Below are 18,948 nucleotides of genomic sequence, written 5' to 3'. Positions count from 1 at the left end.
CCTAGTAACCTAGTAACCTAGCCCTAATTCCCCGGGCCACATTCCATACATTGGTTAATAATATCTGGGCCAAATTTAAGTTTGGCGTTTAAATCACGCAGTGCGGTACGAAGCCCTTCTTCTATCACTGGGTGATAAAATGGCATATCCAGCATTTGTGGTACGGTCATTTTGTTTTGCACAGCCCATGCGAGTAGATGAGCGATGTGCTCAGCTTGTGGGCCAATAAATTCAGCACCTAAAAATAAGCCTGTACCTTGCTCTGCGTATAAACGCATGTGGCCTTTATTTTTCAACATTACGCGGCTGCGGCCTTGGTTTTCAAAGCTGACTTCGCCAATTTCAAAGCAACCACATTCACCAAAACGCGCGGTTATTTGCTTGTAGCTTTCGCCCACCATAGCTATTTGCGGGTCGCTGAAAACGGCTGCAATAGGTGCGCGGCGCAGGCCGTTACGAACATCTGGGAAGCGGCCGGCGTTTTGTCCGGCAATAGTGCCTTGATCGCTGGCTTCATGCAGTAGTGGGATCATATTGCTGGCATCCCCTGCGATAAATATTGTTGAGTCGCCACATTGCATAGTGTGCTTATCAGCCACTGGTACACCGCGTTCGTCAAGTTCGATACCGGTGTTTTCAAGGCCTAGTTTATCTGTATTTGGCACGCGGCCAGTAGCGGCTAGCACGTAATCAAATTGTTCAGTTTGTTTCTGACCGTTTTTGTCAATATAGCTAAGCTGGGCTTTATCACCGACTTTTTGCATATCAGATACGTTTGAATCAGTATCAACAAAAAATTCTTCTGCAAATACAGTGTTTGCGTAGTCTTTTATAACTGGGTCGGTAATAGGACCGATAGCGCCACCTACACCAAACAGTTTTACCTTTACGCCTAAACGGTGCAGCGCTTGGCCAATTTCAAGGCCAATAACACCTGGGCCAAATACGGCAACGGATTCTGGTAAGTCCTGCCAATCAAATACGTCGTCGTTAATTATTAATCTGTCGCCAAAGTTATTAAATACACCTGGGTAAGCTGGGCGAGAGCCGGTGGCAATCACAAAGCGTTTTGCTGTAATAATTGTATGGTCGTCAATTTGCACGCGGTTGGCATCTAAAAATTTTGCATAACCACGAATTTTATCTTCGTTGGGTAATTCATCTACGGCTTCTACTACAAAGCCTGCAAAGCGGTCGCGTTCGTTACGTACTCGTGCCATTACTTCCACGCCGTTAATTGTTGGCTTTGAGCTATGTACACCAAAAGCGGGGGCTGCTTCAATTGCATGGGCTGCTTCTGCGGCGGCAATGAGTAATTTACTTGGCATGCAACCTACACGAGCGCAAGTGGTGCCATACGGGCCTGATTCGATCATTAATACATTGGGAGTGTGTTGCTTTGCATTACGATAAGCGCTTAAACCTGCTGTGCCAGCACCAATTACAACAACGTCTGTTTGTAGTTCTTTCATTATGTTGCTCCAGAATACCAATTTTATTAATCAATTGGTGTGTGAATAAGTTAATAAAATGAGTATAAAAAAGGGGCTAAAAAGCCCCTGTATTTAATTGCGTGGGGGTTTAAATATTAAGCAAAATATTTTGCTAAATCGTCAGAGCCACCAATGTGTTTTCCGCCAATAAATACTTGTGGTACGGTTTCACGGCCTGAGATTGCTTTAAGGCTCGTTAATGATGCACCTGCGCCCATGGTGATTTCTTCGTACACTAGGCCTTTTTCTTCAAGTAAAGCTTTTGCTTTAGTACAGAAAGGGCAACCTGGTTTAGTAAATATGCTGACTGCCTCTGGTTTTACTTGCTTAGGGTTGATGTAATCAAGCATAGTGTCTGCGTCGGATACTTCAAACGGGTCGCCTGGTAAATCTGGTTCGATGAACATTTTTTCAATTACGCCATCTTTAACTAACATTGAATAGCGCCAGCTACGTTTACCAAAGCCTAGGTCATTTTTGTCTACTAACATACCCATACCGTCAGTAAATTCACCGTTGCCATCTGGTAATAAAGTAATGTTTTGTGCTTCTTGGTTTTGTGCCCAAGCGTTCATTACGAAAGTATCGTTTACTGATACACACACGATGTCGTCAACGCCATTTTGCTTAAGTACTGCAGCTAGTTCGTTATAGCGTGGTAAATGCGTTGATGAACACGTTGGTGTAAATGCACCTGGTAGCGAAAATACAACAACCGTTTTACCTTTAAAAATGTCGTCTGATGTTACTGATTTCCACTCATCATTTACGCGAGTTGCAAATGTAACCTGTGGAATTGTTTGACCTTCAATATTCTTTAACATGTTTTTTAGTTCCTCTTGATTTGTTGATAGCCATTATGTCGTAAAAGTTATAATAGCTCCAATCGTTTGTTTGTATTAATATGATAGTTATTATCTATTAGTTGTGGTTTGCAATGAATTTAAAAGACCTTGAATATGTAAAAGCAATTGCGCACTTTAAGCATTTTCGTAAAGCTGCCGATGCGTGTTATGTCAGCCAGCCAACTCTCAGTGGCCAAGTAAAAAAATTAGAACAAGAGCTGGGAGTGACCTTATTTGATCGCTCCACTAAGCAAGTTACTTTAACGGTGCAAGGTGAACGTTTGTTGACACAGATCAAAGTGATCTTAGAGCAAACCCAAATATTAAAAGAACTAGCAGCAACCTCTAGCGCACCACTACAAGGTAGGGTAAAAATCGGCATTATTCCAACGATTGCGCCGTATTTACTCCCTACTTTGCTTACGTCTATGAAAGAGGCGTTTGCTGATAGCCAGTTTGCTTTTGTTGAAATGCAAACTGCTAATATTTTAACTGCGTTAGATAATGGTGAGTTAGACATTGCAATCTTAGCAGATGTGCCTGAACTTAAGCTTTATCATACAGTTAATATATATAAAGAAGATTTCTTGGTAGCAATGTCAAATCAAAATAACCTTGCTAAACGTGATAAAGTTGCTTTGGATGAACTGCAATCGTGCAGTTTGTTGATGCTTAGCGATGGTCATTGCTTTAAAGACCAAGCGCAGCAGTTTTGTTTTGCTGCTGGGGTGGATGTATCAAACGAGTACCAAGGTAATAGTCTGGAGACTTTATTGGCACTGGTGGCTATGGATGATGGTGTTACATTTGTACCAAAGCTCGCTTGCAGCGAGCGCATAGGGATCCGTTATTTACCAATCTTTCCTACTCAGCAACGTCGTGTCGTATTGGCTTGTCGTAAACATTATCCACATTTAGCTGGAATTGAGTTACTCGCAAACTGGCTGAGTGAGCACCCGAGTTTACGCCAACAATTGACTAAGGTTTTAAATTAGTGAGCTCGACTACATCATTGATTTGAATATTAGGCAAAGGTTGCTGATCAACACTCACGGCAACGGCACTTTGCTGATACACCTGTTCGACCTGAACTTGATTTAATGTGGTGATCAAGTTCGGCATTTTATTACCCGCTGCATCGGTTAAATAGTTATGATGAGCAATATTCAAGCGTTGACCTTTTTCAATGCCATGTGCTTTACCTAAGTTGATGATCAATTTATTGTTTTCAATATGTAGAATTTTTCCTTGAGTCTCTAAGCATGCCATTGCAGCTTGTAGATCGTAACTGACGGTTTGGTTTATATCAGTAATACTTTGACCATAATCAGAGCTCCAGAACTTTTCGCTGAATACATCGATGATTTGTGTTTTTTCAAATGGCCAGATACCTTGGCTGCGATAGCTTTTTTGCCAAAGTCGTTCATACGTGGTGCCATCAAATAAAGCAAAGTCCACCTTGTATGAGCGTTGGTACGTTTCGTCTTGCCAAAATGCGTAACTATTATTGAGCTTATCACTATTAGAAATATCAACAATCTGACTCAACAGTACATACTGTGAGTTGCTGCGGCTTGATATTTCTTCTAATAGTGCATCACTGTAATCGTATTGTTGATTAAAAAACTCGCTCACGCGGATCGGAAAGTTAAAATAAGCGGTTGGCTTAGCATTCATTGCCGATTGGCTTAATGTTTTATACAGGGCTTCGCTAGTGGCTTTATTAATGTCAAAAATTTGACCCATCATGGCCTGTTCACGATTGACTAATTGCGTTTGGGTGATCGCAACAAACTTAGTGAACTCATTAGCGGGGCAGTGTTCTTGTTGTGGGAAAATATCCAAGCGTAGCGTGATCGCAAATTGATCTGACTTTCGATCTTCACTGATCATTTCTATTTTTTGAATTTCGCCGTGACTGTTTATTTTTAGTTGATCTTGCGTAAGTACGCCGTCAACTAAGGTTTGCATTGAGCTCACACGGGCACCTGAGAACACTAACGCTTGGGTGATTGCATCTTTTATGGCCGCAGATTTTGCCGCCGCCACATCATCATTTTTGATACTGGCATGGCCTGTTGATTCATACCACTGTGCTGAGCTATTAGGCGAAAAAAGGCTGGCTGTTAGCCAACTTGTGGCGATCATGATTGTTGATAAACTATGCTTCATTACCCAAACCTTATACATAAACATCTGCTATATACAGTGACAGAGCAAGGACTATACCAATTGTTTGACAACTTTGATCTAAAACGACAGTAAGTACTAATTTTGGCATTGATTGTGCATCGGTTTAGACATTATGACTTCTTTTAAGCGTGAGAGACGCCATGCGTAGTGTGATTGCAATTTGCATTTTTGCGAGTCTAGGTTTAGTAGGCTGTAGTAGTATTTTTGATAAACATGTGGAATATAAGTACATAGAGCCAGATAACTACCCAGTTTTAAAAGCGGTCGGGTATGCGCCAATTAGTGCTCAGCCCGGGGAGAATCAGTCACAGCGCTCGTTGATGGCAATTAAAGCATCTAAGCTTGAAGCGTACCGCGAGCTTGCAGAACAAGTATATGGGCAAAAGATTACCGCCGGCACCACTGTGCAAGGCAGTATTGCGCAAAATGATCAATTACACAGCCAAGTGCAAGGCATTATTAAAGGGGCGCAAGTCATTAAAAGCTATGCAGTTGGAGATACTTACGCTACCGAGTTACAGCTTGATATGAAACGTGTCCATGACTTATACATAGGCGAAATAAAGCCACGTGAAGTTAAAAAAGTCACTTATTACTAAAGTTAATTATTGAGCGTTAAATAGTCACAAAATAATGGCTAAAATATCTCACTGTTAACGCTTCAGTGCTATGCTTTATTTACTGTTTTTTACTGAATAAAGATTGTGGCAAGAAAAAGTTTGACGCGTTTTTTAGTGTACAACTCAAGGTTGCTTTTGTGAGCGAGTGTCGCTCAGTTAGTGTGCCTTTGAGTAAATGGAGTAATCGCCCGTTACTGCATTTTTTGCTGCCTCTTATATTTGCAACCTCTTTTGTGTGTGCCGATCGCCTATCGATTCAGTTCACTACCTTTTTAGAAAAAATGCACCAACAGTTTGGTCCTTCACGTGTGGCAGTTGCTCGTAATTGGCAAACAATGTTAGTCCAGTCACAGAACAAAACTGAACAACAAAAAATTTTAATCGTAAATGATTTTTTTGCTCGTAACTTGCGCTACCGAACCGATATGCAGCTTTGGCAACAAAATGATTATTGGGCAACTCCACTTGAAACTTTAGGGAAAGGGCTGGGTGATTGTGAAGATTATGCAATTGCTAAGTATATCAGTCTGCGCGCCCTAGGTATTGCAGATGATAAGTTACGGCTTATTTATGTAAAAGCACAGATCGGTGGGCCAAACTCTAGACAAACTCAAGCGCATATGGTGCTTGGTTACTTTGCTGTGCCAAATGCGCAACCACTGATTTTAGATAGTTTAATTGCAAAGGTATTGCCCGCAGCTAAACGTACAGATCTGAGCCCTGTTTTTAGTTTTAATAGCCAAGGTTTATGGGCTAATAATTCAACGCAAAGTGTTGCAAACCCTACTGCTAGATTATCTCGCTGGCGACGTATTCTCGAACAAACACAACAAGAAGGAATTATGTGGTGATGTCATTTATGTCCTTGTTTAAACGCAAAAGTAAAATCACTTTACGGCAAGAGTTATGGCTGGGGATTTTAGTCATTATTGCAGTAGGCTTTATGAGTAGTGTATTAATTAGTACTTATACTGCTAAACAGTATTTTTCTTCTCAGTTACATTTAAAGAATATCGATAATGCAAATAGCTTAGCTTTGATGCTAAGCCAGTTGCAGAAAGATCCTGTTGAATTAGAGCTACTAATTTCAGCTACTTTTGATACTGGGCACTATCAGCGCATAGAGTTACAAAACCCATTAGGGGAGCCGCTTATAAAACGCGTTTTTAGTGGTAAGCTTGATACAACGGCGCCAGGGTGGTTTCATCACTTTTATCACTTACAAGTTCAGCCTGGGGTGGCGCAAGTGAGCGATGGTTGGCAGCAGTTCGGTACTTTATATTTAGAAAGTCACAGCCAATATACTGAGCAAGCGCTATGGGAAAGTGCCGTACGATTATTTTTTAGCTTTTTTATCGTTGCGATTATAGCTTGTATAGCAAGTGCTTACTTTTTAAGGAAAATATTACGTCCTTTGGACGATGTCGTGCAACAAGCGAATGCCTTAGGCGATAAACGCTTTATTAGATCGAAAGTACCCAGAACCTATGAATTTGCACGGTTAGTGAGCTCGATGAATTTACTTTCAAAGCGATTTAGCCGGATTGTTAAAGAAGACAAAAAACGCTTAGAAGAGTTTCGTTTTAAAAGCCAACATGATGAGTTAACAGGGTTAGCAAACAGAGAGTACTTTAGCGCAACTTTAGAGGCACAATTACAGCAATCAAAAGAGCATGCCCATGGCGCATTATTTTTATTTCGAGTTGTTAACCTTGATCAAATAAGTGAACAAATTAATCGCGTTGAAATGGTCACTTTTTTACGTCGTTTTACGCAAACTCTAGTTGCTTTTTTAGAGTCGAATGAGGATCGATTTTCTGAAAATCATATAGCGCGAATTTCTCATACCGACTTCGCCGTGTTGGTGAATGACACAGACGATATTGAAAACCTAAGTTCACAGGTATTTAAGCAGCATCAGGTCTTGCTTGCTGATTACAGTCATATTGAATTATCCATACCTCATAGTTGTAGCTATATAGAGCGTGAGGATAGTCGTTTTACACTGTTAAAGCGGGTTGATAATTTATTAAAAGCCGCAGTAGCAGAGCCAACACAACAGGTACAGGTAAATAATAATAAGCAGCGCAATGAATTATTTGCAGACGCTGATAGTTGGCGTGAAGCAATTGAGCATGCACTAGATAATAATGACTTAGATGTTTTGCTTTACCCCGTTAAATCTTTTTCGGGCAAGTTATTACAAAACCAAGTAAGTCTAAGCTTATTGCTTAATGGTGAACTGTATCGTAGCGGTTATTACTTACAATGGGCAAAAAGATTAAAGCTACTTGCTCGCTTAGATTGGGGCTTAGTTAAATACTTAGTTAAGGTATTTGAGCAAAGAGAAGACTTAAAGCTTATTTCAGTGGAGCTATCGCAAGAAACGTTGTTAGACGATGCAGCACTTGCTGCAATATTGACGTATTTACTCGCATATCCAAAATTAGCTGAGCATATTTGTTTTGATATACGTGAAAGTTTAGCGGTTGCTGAATTGGCTATTTTTAAAGACTTTTGTATGCAAGTGAAAAGCATGGGCGCCAAAGTGGCGCTTAAGCGGGTTGGCCAAGGTTTCAGTAAAATTGATAAAATTCATGAACTTGGTCTTGAGATGATTAAAATAGATAGCGTTTATGGCCACAATATAAGCTATAGCCAAGATAATCAGACCTTCCTCAGAGGATTGTGTTCATTAGCGCATTCGATAGGTATTAAAGTGATTGCTGAGGGGGTTAAGAGCCCTGAAGATCAGCAGACATTAAAAGGAATAGGGTTCGATGGCTATGTATCACAACCGATTGATGATACTCAGGAAGACCTAATAGAATAAAATACAAAGCGATGTATTGTATGTGAAATAAATGGGGTAAACCCGAGCCGACGGGCATGGAGCCACAAATGGTGTAGCAGCGATTTTACATCGCGACTGGGTTACAAGGTTTTATACCACGACTGGGTTTATAGGGCATTGCATCGTGAAAGGGCTTAAATATTTTATGAATCAACGCACAAAGTAACAATTTCGTACGTTTAGCTGCCTTTGATTGCTAGCATCAACTGCATGCGGTCACGAACTTGGAGTTTATTAAATATTGAGCTCATATGTTCTTTTACTGTACGCTCTGTGATATTTAATTGATTCGCTACAGCTTTGTTACTGGCACCAGTAATAACAATATCAACGACTTGACGCTCGCGCTTCGTTAATAACGTTAGGTCGCAGGCGTGCTGATAGCTAATAGCTTGCTTTGAGAGTACACCAACCAAGTTAGATAATAACTGGCCCGGCAACCAAATACCGCCACTGATAATTGTTTCTGCAACTTGCTCTATGATTATTTGACTTGCAAAAGCTTCAACATAACCGCGAGCGCCCACTTGTAATGCAGCACATAACTCTGCCATGTTTAACTCTTTGGTCATCACAATCACTGGAATACGACTTTTGCTGTATTTTTGTACAACACTAAGCCAGTCAGGACTGCCAGCTAAAATCCATAAAATGGTGTCGGCTGTGATCTTATGTGGCTGCTGTTCACGAATTTCACATTCAGGGTAGGCGGCTTGCCAGTGCGGTGAAATAAGTTCAGCTTCGGTGATAAATACACTTTGGCGCATTATTAATCCATTTTAAAAGTTTGAAAAAATATTAATTAACGCTCTGTCATTGCTAATGATGTTGCTCGTAATACTGGTTTTAATAGGTATTCCAGCACGGTTTTTTTGCCAGTAATAATATCCACTTGAGTCGTCATGCCTGGAATAATAGTGAGATTATCGGCAAACTGATTTTTGTTAGTTTTAAGTTGCACTAAATAAAACGTGTTATCGCGCTCATCGGTTATCGTATCGGCACTAATTTGAATAACCTCGGCACTTAAGCCACCGTAAATAGCAAAATCATAGGCGCTAAATTTGATCATTGCTGTTTGCCCTGGGCGTAAGAATGCAATATCTTTGGGAGGGATCTTAGCCTCGACTATCAATTGATCATCCAGCGGTATAATTTCTAGAACATCACTACCAGGTTGTAAAATCCCTCCAACCGTGTTCACCATTAAGCGCTGCACAGTGCCATTAACAGGCGAGCGAATTTCAGTTTGGGCTACTTTATCAGCCAACCCTGATTCGGTTTCTTTAATTGCATCTAACCGCAATCGTGCTTCTGAGAGCTCGTTGTTCCATCGATTGATCATGGATAGTTCAACCTCGGCTACTTTGTTTTTTGCTTCATTGATTGCAGATACACTGCGGTTGATGACCGCTTTGGAGCGATTTATCTCGCCATTTAAGTCAACGGCTTGGCGTTCTAGGCGAATTATATCGATATCAGATACTGCACCTGAGCGAAGGAGTGGCCGGGTAACTTGTAATTCACGGTTTATTAAACGTAATGCATTGGTATGTTGTTGCAGGGCTGCTTGTGCTTCAATATGGTCTTGACGACGTTGCTCTAATTGACGTTTATGAATGGCGACTTGTTGTTCAAGCTCTTGGTTATTACTGGTGTAAAGTGCTTGTTCGTGCATTACCACCGCGGGTGCATCAGTGGTGAGCTTAGGGTCAAAAATTAAAGGCTGCTTTTTAGTAAGTGCTTCAAGTCGCGCGACTTTAGCACTGAGTGACAGCACTTTAGATTGATTTTCACGAAAATTAGAAATATACCGAGTAGGATCAATTTTTATTAGTACATCACCAGTACTGACTACTTGTCCTTCACGTACATTAATTTGTTCGACCATCCCGCCATCATAAGATTGAATCAGTTGTAATTTATTTGACGGTATAACACGACCTTCACCGCGAGCGACTTCATCAAGATTAGCAAACGCAGACCAAATAAATAACAACATCATGCTAAAACAAATTAAGTACAGCAATAACTTGGCACTTGCCGGTTGTTGTTGCATTTTTTCCCATTGTGCATCAACCACCCAATCTTGACTGTTTGGTGGCGATAACCAGCCTTTGAATAAGTTATTAAAAATAGATGGTTTTTTTCCTTTAGTCGCTTCTATAGCACGTCCTACAGATTCAAAAGAGCGTTGTTCTAGTGTGGGTTTGTTTTTACTCATGATGCTCGCTCCACAGTTTGATTACTCAACGAGGCAATTACCCGAGCTTTTGGTCCATCGGCAATTATTTTACCGTTATCAACGACAATAATTCGATCAACCAACTCCAGTAGCGATGTTCGGTGTGTTACTACCAGCAGGGTTTTATCATGGTTGTACTGTTTTAAATTAGCGATGATTTTTGCTTCACTATTGTGATCCAGTGCTGAGGTTGGCTCATCAAGAATGAGTATTGGCGGATCGTTTATCAAAGCACGAGCAATACCAACAGCTTGACGCTGCCCACCAGAGAGGAGCCGGCCTTGTTCGCCAACTTGTAGATCAAAGCCATCAGGGTGAGAGTTAATTAAGTCGAATAATTGGCTACGTTCGCACGCACTTATAATTTGTTCATCTTTGGCGTGCCATGCACTTAAGGTGATATTGTCTTTCAGCGAGCCAAAAAATAGCGAGATTGTTTGCGGGACATAACCAATATTATGGCGCAATTCTGCAGGATCTATTTGGTGGATATCGGTGTTATCAATTAAAATAGAACCCGAGGTCGGATCATGTAACCCTAAAATGAGTTTCTCTAGCGTGCTTTTACCTGAACCATTACGCCCTAAGATAGCAACTTTTTCACCGGCTTTAATTTTAAACGAAACTCCAGATAGCGCTTCGTTACTTTCATCTGAGTATTTAAAATGTACGTTTTGAAATTCTATATCTCCGCGTAAAACAGGGTGACTTAACCAATGTTTACCAGCTGGGCGCTCAACCTCTTTTTCCATGATCTCATTCAGTGAATGCATTGCAATGGCCGCATGGTGAAATTGTGCAAGTACCGCAGCGGATTGACCAATTGGTCCCATAGTTCTTGATGATAATAAATATGCTGCAATTAAGCCGCCTTGGGTTAAATCACCTGCGATGACTAAATGCACGCCAATGATCATTATAATCACGCCAACACATTGTTGTAACCACGTGGCAGAGTTGGCTATTGAGCCAGATATAAGCCGACTCTGCGCATTAACGCGAGCAATGTAAATTGTTGACTTTTCCCATGCTGCTTGAGTTTTACATTCGCTATGAAAGCTTTTTACATCTTCAATATTGGTAAGGCTTTCAACTAAAATAGCATTACGCATAGAGCTGGCTTTCATCGTTTGCTCTGACAGTGCTTCTAACTTTCTGTGGGCGGCTAAGGCATAACACAGCAATATTATTGCCCCGACTATAATAGGAATACTCAGCTCTACACCAATGATTGCGATGACTGTGAGGTATAAAAATACAAAAGGTAAATCAACCAATGCGATGAGGGTAATGGAGCTAAAGAAGCCACGCACAGCTTCGAAAGACTGGATATTGCTGGCAAATGAGCCTGCTGATGTGGGTCGGTTTTTTAATTGCATTCCCAGTACTCGTTCCATAATTACCGCAGAGACTTTTACATCGATGCGACTGGCAGCAAGTTCGACAAAATAACTACGTACTAATCTCAAAGCAAAGTCTGCGGTCAGTGCTATTAGTACGCCTATGGCTAATACCCATAAGGTTTCTACCGCTTGATTGGGTACGACTCGGTCATACACGTTCATGACAAACAAGGGCATTGCAATCGATAATACACCCAGTGCAATGGCAGAAATAATGACGTCTTTATATAAGGAACGGCACTCTTTGATGACCCCCCAAAACCAGCCATCTTTAGATAATTTTTGTAACACCGGTGAGCGTGCATCAAAAGTGAATTCTGGACGTGTATAAATAATAACATCAGTTGGGTTTTGACTGAGATCTGCCACATTTAACGTTACAGCTGAGTCGCTTAGCTCTGGATAAATTACTTCAACGGTTTGTGTGAGTGGATCCAATGCTGTAATTACGCAAGCTTGGTTATTCTCAAGTAATAAAATAGCAGGAAGTAAAGCGGTATTGATTTTGGTTAGTTGTTTATTAACAACTTTGGTTTTAAAACCAATACGTTTAGCTGCTCGTGAAAAACCAGAAGGCGTGAGATTGCCTTGCTCAAGGGGAAGCCCATTAAGCAAAGTCTCACGGGAAAATTCACGATCATGGTAGTGACATAAAATTTCTAAACAGTCTACTAAAATACCACCATGACTGACTACATCATCTATTTCCATATAACTTCCATTGTTATTGCATTAAGTTTAACGATTTAAAAATGGGACGTATTACTCTGTTATGATTGAAATCGAGTTAACAAAGGACGATTAATGCGTATGGGTTTAAGTTAAGCATCGAGCGGAGCCTTGTTATTACATTAAGCTTTTTTACTTACAGCGCTTTAACATGCCCATAAATAGAGCCATCCAGACAGCATGTGCTGGCATTTATGCGTGGTTACTGCTATTTAGAAAGAATAACTACACTGATAAGTTTTCTTTTGCCTAAAAGCCAAACACAGCTGTAAACTTAACTTCTAAAGTAAGTGCGTCTTAGTAACTGGATGCGACAAAACTGTTTCCTGTATTGGTATCGGTGATCACCGCTTCTATACGTCTGTTTGCCGCATTAGCCCGTACGGATATTTCATTGATCCTAGGTTTATCTATACCGTAACCAAGTGATTTAACTCGCTTAGGCAATACACCATACTGTTGAATTAATATTTCTGCGACTGAGAATGCGCGTTTTTCAGAGAGCTTTTTATTGTAAAGCGCAGGCCCTTCAAGTGATGCATGTCCTTGTATTTCTACATTTTTAGATGGGTGAGATTTTAAAAAGTCTGCAAGACGTGCTATTTCCTGTAAGTACTCAGGACGTACTACACTGGAGTCAGCCGCAAACGGAATGCCGATTTCTACATTACTGGTATTACTATTGTATTTAGTACAGCCTTTTTCATCTACCTCGGTAAAAGCAGGTGTTGATGGACAGTCATCCTGTTCGTTTGCAACACCGTCATTATCATCATCACTAAAGGTACTCGAAAGCGCTGGCGCATTGAGATAGCTTGGCATTGCCGTGACGGTCATGTAGGCGTTATCTTGCTGGGCTTTTTTTTGTAAAAACTCCTGACGGCTGATGGTGGCTGCCACGTCGTATTTAGGGCAAATAAATTCGGCATTGTGGGCAATAGGGTCATCGGTTAATTCCGTGATTTTCGGAAATTTGTCAGAGGTTACATTTAAGGTTGGCAGTAGTTTGCCCATTTCTGCGAGCATGGCGAGTATCGCTGCTTGACGATCGTAAAGTGCTGCAGTATATGAACGGTTAGATTGGAATGATTCATTTTCGGCATCGAGTACGTCTAATAGAGTACGTTGGCCAATATCAAATTGATCTTTGTAGGCTATTTTCACTTTGTCAGATGAGCGACGATGTTGATCTAATGAAGGAAGCTTACTCTCAAGGATTTTTACATTGTTATATGCAACTTGCAGGTTTTGACGTATTTCAATACACGATTGATCACGTTGGAATTTCGCTATATTGACTTCTTGGTATGCTTGATCAAGATTGGCGCTGTCTAAACCACCATTGTATAAGTTGTATCGCACATCAATGCCAACTCTGGCTTCTGTTCTGGTTTCATTAAAGCCAAGTTCATCACGGTCTTGGGAGCCATAACGCGCAGATAAATCAACCTTAGGATGAAACGCAGCTTTTTGTGATTGCGCATTCGCTTGTTGGGCTTCAATATTATACAAAGATGCATAAAAGCTAGGACTGTTTTTATAAGCAATATCAAGCGCTTGGTTAATAGAAATTGGGATGCTATCTTCACTTAACTTAGCTGCAACCGTGCCTTGTTGAGGCAGCTCTCCCACAATCCGTAAGTAGCGTGCGCTAACATCATGTAGGTTTGCGTATTCGGTCATTACATTGGATTGAGCAAGTGATAGGCGACCACTGATTTGCTCCAGGTCAGCCGCTCTGGCTACGCCGGCTCCTACGCTTTGTTCAATTTGTTGATATACCGACTCATGCTCGCTTAGGTTTTTCTGCGCCAGCTCTACTAAGGTGGTGAATTTTTGCACGTCAAGATAAGCAACGCTTGCTTGTAGCGCTATTTGCTCAGCTTGTGAGAGCATTTCAAAGTAGCGAATAAGTTGAATGCGTTCAAATCGTTTAACGGTATTTGATGTTTGAAAGCCATCATACAGCATTTGCCCTAAGGTAAGCTCTGCGGTATTGCGGTTATATTCATCTTCTACGCCGTAGTTACGTTTTTCATAACCTGCACTGATTGATGCATCTAATGTAGGTTTATACCCTGATTTTGCAGCATCAATACCATAAATTGATGCTTTAAAAGCATGCCAAGCTTGTTGAACTTCTGGGTTACTGGCTATTGCTTTGTCGGCGACATAAGTCAAAGGCATGAGGGAAGTTTGCTCAGCATGAAGATGAGCAGTAAATCCATTTGTAGCTAAAACCAAACCAATTAGAATTGTAGCTCTAGTGCGGGTAAAGTTATTTTTCCTAGCCATTTCGTCCTCTTAGATCCAAGTTGATGATCATTTAGATTAGTTTTAGACAAGGAAATTGATTAGTGCAAATAGAAGTTTTGCCTAGCATAAAAAAAATTTTTCACCAGTTCTTTAAGCTTTTAATATTAATTTAAGTTTTGTTACCTGTACTTTAGTCCAGTGTCCTTTTTACTGTGCTGTTCTAAATTTAGTCATACAAAGGTTTAATTTCTAATGATGCAGGTAGCAAAATGGACGCAAATCAATTACTAATCATAGATATACAGGGCTCTGTTGGGATCGTTTTAGAAGACGGCTCTATTAAGGCGTTGTCACTAGGGGACACAATTACCGTTGGCGATATTGTGATCACCGCAGCTAATTCGTCATTATTGATTGATGTAAAAGGAATATCGCTTGCTATTCCAGCTAATCAGCGAGTGCAAATTACACCTGATTTGGTTGCTGATGCCGCAAGAGATAGCTCAGAAACCACCATTTTCGATGATAGTATTGATGATGCTATTGCAAGTTTAAACCAACCGGATCCAACGTCAACGACAGAAGCTTCATCGTTAACTGATGATGTTAGTGATTTTTTAAATGCCCTTGAAAGTGGCGGGGATATATTGGATAACTTGGAAGCGACTGCTGCGGGTGGTAACGCTGCTGCTGGCTCTGGTGGTGGTACTTCCTTTGTAGAATTAGCTCGTATTGCTGAATCTGTAGATCCAAATAGCCTTTCTTTTGATGATAGTTTTGAGGCGAGTAATGATGGTATTTTCGCTGTTCGTGATACCACCGATGGGGTGCTCCCAGAGACCGTATTAATTGGTAGTTTAGCGTTGAATGAGCTTGGTCTAATAAATAATCCACAGCCAGTTATTTCAGGAACATCGAGCAACTTGGCCGGTGAAACAGTATTAATCACTATCACAGATGCATTAGATAATGTACAAACCATTACAGTGATTGTACAACCAGATGGCACGTTTACCTCACCTACAATTGAGCCATTACCTGATGGCCCAATTGTTGTAGATGTAACAGTAACGGGTCCTGATGGTGAGCCAGTTTCAGACACAATTACAGCCAATATAGATACCACAGCGCCGCTGGTCAGTATTGCGACATTAACTGACTCTGCTTCGCCTGTAGTAACAATTACAGGCTCTGTTGTGGGCTTAGATACAGGCGATGATGTGGTACTGACGGTGACTGATAGCGTCGGGCAAGTGCAAACATTTATTACCCAGCTTGATCCTCAAGGCAATTGGGCAATTACAACAGCAGCACTAGCAGAGGGCCCTTATAATGTCCAAGCTAGTGTTGTTGACGATGCTGGGAATGAAGGCAATGCGCAAGCCACTGCCACCATTGATTTAACAGCCCCTATCATAGCGATTGATGTTATTGCAGATACCAATGATGTTACTCCTACATTGACTGGATCGGTAAATGGTGTGGCCATCGGTACACTTGTATCAATAACTGTTGTCGCAAGTAACGGTGCAACACAAACCTTAACAGCGACGGTAACAGCTGGTGGTAGTTGGTCTACAGAGGTAACTGGTACGCTTGTAGAGGGTGAATTTACTGTAACTGCAACTGTGGCAGACAGTGCAGGTAATACAGCAAGTGCTACAGAAGTAGGTTTAATAGATACAACTGCGCCGATTATTACTATTAATGCACTCGCACAAAGTAACGATACAACACCTACTATAAGTGGAACGACATTGGGTGTTAATGCTGGCACGACAGTGACCTTAGTGATTACTGATAGTAATGGCGATCAACAAACACTAACTACCGTCACTGACGCGGCTGGAAACTGGCAACTAGAGCCTAGTATTGCATTAGCTGAAGGTGATTATACTGTTGCTGCAAGTGTAAGTGATGAGGCAGGTAACAGCAGCACGGCGACAACAACGGGAAATATTGATTTAACCCCACCTTTGATTAGCATTAATGCTATTGCAGATACAAACGATCAAACTCCAGATATTTCCGGGGTCAGTCAAGGCTTATCAGCAGGTAGCAACGTTACTGTTACAGTGACAGACAGTACTGGTGCAGTACAGGTATTTAATACTATAACGGCGAGTGATGGTAGTTGGAGCGTATCGGTAGTAAATACACTCGCACAAGGGCAGTTTAATGTTATCGCTCAAACCCAAGATACGGCAGGCAATTCAGCACAAGATAGCGCAATAGGCAATGTTGATATCACTGCACCTATAATTAATATTGACGCTTTTGCAGATAGTAATGATACGACACCTGTAATTACAGGAACGGTATCAGGCGTTGATATTGGTAGCCCGATCACAGTTACAGTCGTAGACAATAACGGTGTTCAACAAATACTAACGGCAGTTGTAAACACAACTAATACTTGGCAAGTTGAGCTAACTACAGCCTTGGCTGAAGGTGAATTTACTATTACCGCAACAGTCAGTGATAATGCGGGTAATCAGGCCAGCGACACCAGTGATGGTTTAATTGATATAACTGCTCCACTCATAAATTTAGATACCTTGGTGGATTCGGCAGATGATACCCCCATTATTACAGGTCAAGTACAAGGTGTTGCTAATGGCACGCTGGTGGCTATTGTTGTGGTTGATGCTAATGGTGTGCAGCAAACATTTGCAACACAAACTTTAAATGATGGCAGCTTTGCGGTTGAGGTACCAAACAGTTTAGCACAAGGGCAATATTCAGTTGTGGCAACGGTTGCTGATACGGCTGGAAATCAAGCATCAGACTCTACTACGGGACTGATTGATCTCAGTTTATTATCAATAAACATAAATATTGTTGGTGAGACAAATGACACCACCCCAGAGCTGACAGGTAATACATTAAATGCTGCTGCTGGCGATCAAGTACAAGTTATTATTACGGATATTAATGGTCAAACCGAAACACTGTTAACTTCAGTTGATGCTAATGGTAATTGGTCTGTTACACCATCACTGGATTTAGCTGAAGGTGAGTTTAGCGTTACGGCGATGGTAACTGATAGTTTTGGTAATACAGCCAATGCAGCTATTACGGGTATTGTTGATACTACTGCACCGATAATATTAATAGACACTGTTGGGGATATTAATGACGCTACACCAGTGATTTCTGGAACCAGTCAAGGTGCGGCATCAGGCAGTATAGTTACAGTTGTTGTCACCGATTCACAAAACAATAGTCAAACCTATTCTGCTTCAACTGATGCCAATGGTAATTGGTCCTTTGCTGTAACAACTCCTGTTGCGATAGGTGAGTTTACTATCACAGCATCTGTAACAGACGTTGCTGGAAACACAGGAACAGATACTGAATTAGGTGCATTTGATAATACAAGTCCAGTATTAACGTTGGATTTTGATCAACTCACCAGTGATACAACCCCATTGATTAGCGGTACTAGTGATACTGATACTGGCAGCGTTGTAACAGTATTAGTAACGGATAGCAGTGGCATTACACAAACGCTGTTAGCCGTTGTAGGCGCTGATGGTAGCTGGTCTATTAGTCCTGATAACGCGCTATCTGATGGTGACTTTACTGTTACAGCAAGCGTTGCAGATACTTTCGGTAATCAAAGTACAGTGTCAGATACCGGGGTTGTTGATGCAACAGCACCAACATTAACTATTGATAATTTAGGTACAGTGAATGATACAACCCCAACAATCAGCGGCCAAACAAGCGAGCCCGTGGGCAGTGTTGTAAACTTGGTTGTAAATGATGGTGTAAATTCACAAAACTTGACCGCGATAGTAAATGGGGACGGTAGTTGGTCGGTGGAAGTGCCTACTGCATTGCAAAATGGCACTATTGCTGTTGTTGCTAATATTACTGATGCTGCGGGCAATCAGGCAACTGCAAATAGCAGTTTTATTTTAAATGATAATGCGCCGAGTCTGAGCATAGATGCAATTGCAGATAGTAATGATGTAACGCCAATTATTAGTGGCGCATCCGATGCGCCAGATGGCAGCATTATTACAGTGGTGATCACTGATAGTAATAACAGTAACCAAACTCTTACCACAACAGTCACTGCAGGTGTTTGGAGTGTTGAAGCACAAAATACGGTTGCAGAAGGGCAGTTTACTGTAGCAGCAAGCGTTACCGTTGATGGTTTAACAAGTGATGCGCAAGCTATCGGGGTAATCGATACCCAAGCTCCTGTTTTTGATATTGATCCACTGGCTGATACAAGCGATACCACACCTACCATCACCGGTAGCAGTGATGAAATTGGCGGTATTGTTACAATTGCTGTC

The 18,948-nt window shown here is 41.2% G+C and carries 12 protein-coding genes; 5 read left to right on the top strand and 7 right to left on the bottom strand.

Annotated elements, in window-relative coordinates; genetic code table 11:
• Nucleotides 1-23: 23 nt before the first annotated feature.
• Both CWB85_RS10935 and CWB85_RS10930 read right to left on the bottom strand, forming a co-directional pair.
• Nucleotides 24-1,472 carry a dihydrolipoyl dehydrogenase gene (locus tag CWB85_RS10935; protein WP_138554898.1) on the bottom strand — a complete coding sequence of 483 codons (1,449 nt, stop codon included), beginning with the start codon at nt 1,470-1,472 and terminating at the stop codon, nt 24-26.
• Between the two features lie 116 nt (nt 1,473-1,588).
• Complete coding sequence (locus CWB85_RS10930) at nt 1,589-2,317, bottom strand: glutathione peroxidase (protein ID WP_016710590.1); 729 nt, start codon at nt 2,315-2,317, stop codon at nt 1,589-1,591.
• Between the two features lie 113 nt (nt 2,318-2,430).
• Here CWB85_RS10930 and CWB85_RS10925 point away from each other — a divergent pair, with 113 nt between their 5' ends.
• Nucleotides 2,431-3,333, top strand: a complete 903-nt coding sequence (locus CWB85_RS10925; RefSeq protein WP_138554897.1) for a LysR substrate-binding domain-containing protein — start codon at nt 2,431-2,433, stop codon at nt 3,331-3,333.
• Here CWB85_RS10925 and CWB85_RS10920 read toward each other — a convergent pair.
• Nucleotides 3,317-4,510: a flagellar assembly protein T N-terminal domain-containing protein gene (locus tag CWB85_RS10920; protein WP_016710592.1), complete on the bottom strand. Its 1,194-nt coding sequence runs from the start codon at nt 4,508-4,510 to the stop codon at nt 3,317-3,319. The two genes, CWB85_RS10925 and CWB85_RS10920, sit on opposite strands and share 17 nt — an antisense overlap.
• Before the next feature lie 161 nt (nt 4,511-4,671).
• On the opposite strand from CWB85_RS10920, the gene CWB85_RS10915 reads away from it, so the two are divergent.
• From CWB85_RS10915 to CWB85_RS10905, 3 genes are all read left to right on the top strand, one after another.
• Complete coding sequence (locus CWB85_RS10915) at nt 4,672-5,130, top strand: LPP20 family lipoprotein (protein ID WP_016710593.1); 459 nt, start codon at nt 4,672-4,674, stop codon at nt 5,128-5,130.
• A gap of 158 nt (nt 5,131-5,288) precedes the next feature.
• Nucleotides 5,289-6,002: a transglutaminase-like cysteine peptidase gene (locus tag CWB85_RS10910; RefSeq protein ID WP_016710594.1), complete on the top strand. Its 714-nt coding sequence runs from the start codon at nt 5,289-5,291 to the stop codon at nt 6,000-6,002.
• A complete protein-coding gene (locus CWB85_RS10905) occupies nt 6,002-7,984 on the top strand; it encodes a bifunctional diguanylate cyclase/phosphodiesterase (protein ID WP_138554896.1) in 1,983 nt (660 codons plus the stop codon). Before CWB85_RS10910 ends, CWB85_RS10905 begins: the two co-directional genes overlap by 1 nt.
• 200 nt (nt 7,985-8,184) lie before the next feature.
• Here CWB85_RS10905 and CWB85_RS10900 read toward each other — a convergent pair whose 3' ends face one another.
• The 4 genes from CWB85_RS10900 to CWB85_RS10885 all read right to left on the bottom strand — a co-directional run bounded on the left by CWB85_RS10900 (nt 8,185) and on the right by CWB85_RS10885 (nt 14,677).
• Nucleotides 8,185-8,772 carry a response regulator transcription factor gene (locus CWB85_RS10900; protein WP_138554895.1) on the bottom strand — a complete coding sequence of 196 codons (588 nt, stop codon included), beginning with the start codon at nt 8,770-8,772 and terminating at the stop codon, nt 8,185-8,187.
• Between the two features lie 35 nt (nt 8,773-8,807).
• Complete coding sequence (locus tag CWB85_RS10895) at nt 8,808-10,229, bottom strand: HlyD family type I secretion periplasmic adaptor subunit (RefSeq protein WP_138554894.1); 1,422 nt, start codon at nt 10,227-10,229, stop codon at nt 8,808-8,810.
• The gene (locus CWB85_RS10890) at nt 10,226-12,364 is read right to left on the bottom strand and encodes a type I secretion system permease/ATPase (protein WP_016710598.1); all 2,139 of its coding nucleotides are present in this window, start codon (nt 12,362-12,364) and stop codon (nt 10,226-10,228) included. Before CWB85_RS10890 ends, CWB85_RS10895 begins: the two co-directional genes overlap by 4 nt.
• A gap of 315 nt (nt 12,365-12,679) precedes the next feature.
• Entirely contained in the window at nt 12,680-14,677 is a 1,998-nt protein-coding gene (locus CWB85_RS10885) for a TolC family outer membrane protein (protein ID WP_050901613.1), read from the bottom strand.
• A 230-nt stretch (nt 14,678-14,907) separates the two neighbouring features.
• Here CWB85_RS10885 and CWB85_RS10880 point away from each other — a divergent pair.
• On the top strand, nt 14,908-18,948 hold a 4,041-nt coding region (locus tag CWB85_RS10880; RefSeq protein ID WP_138554893.1), incomplete at its 3' end, for a beta strand repeat-containing protein.

Origin of the sequence: Pseudoalteromonas sp. S1727, assembly GCF_005886375.1 — a bacterium.
GTDB classification, from domain to species: domain Bacteria; phylum Pseudomonadota; class Gammaproteobacteria; order Enterobacterales; family Alteromonadaceae; genus Pseudoalteromonas; species Pseudoalteromonas haloplanktis.
This window is presented reverse-complemented; position numbering and strand designations above follow the sequence as displayed.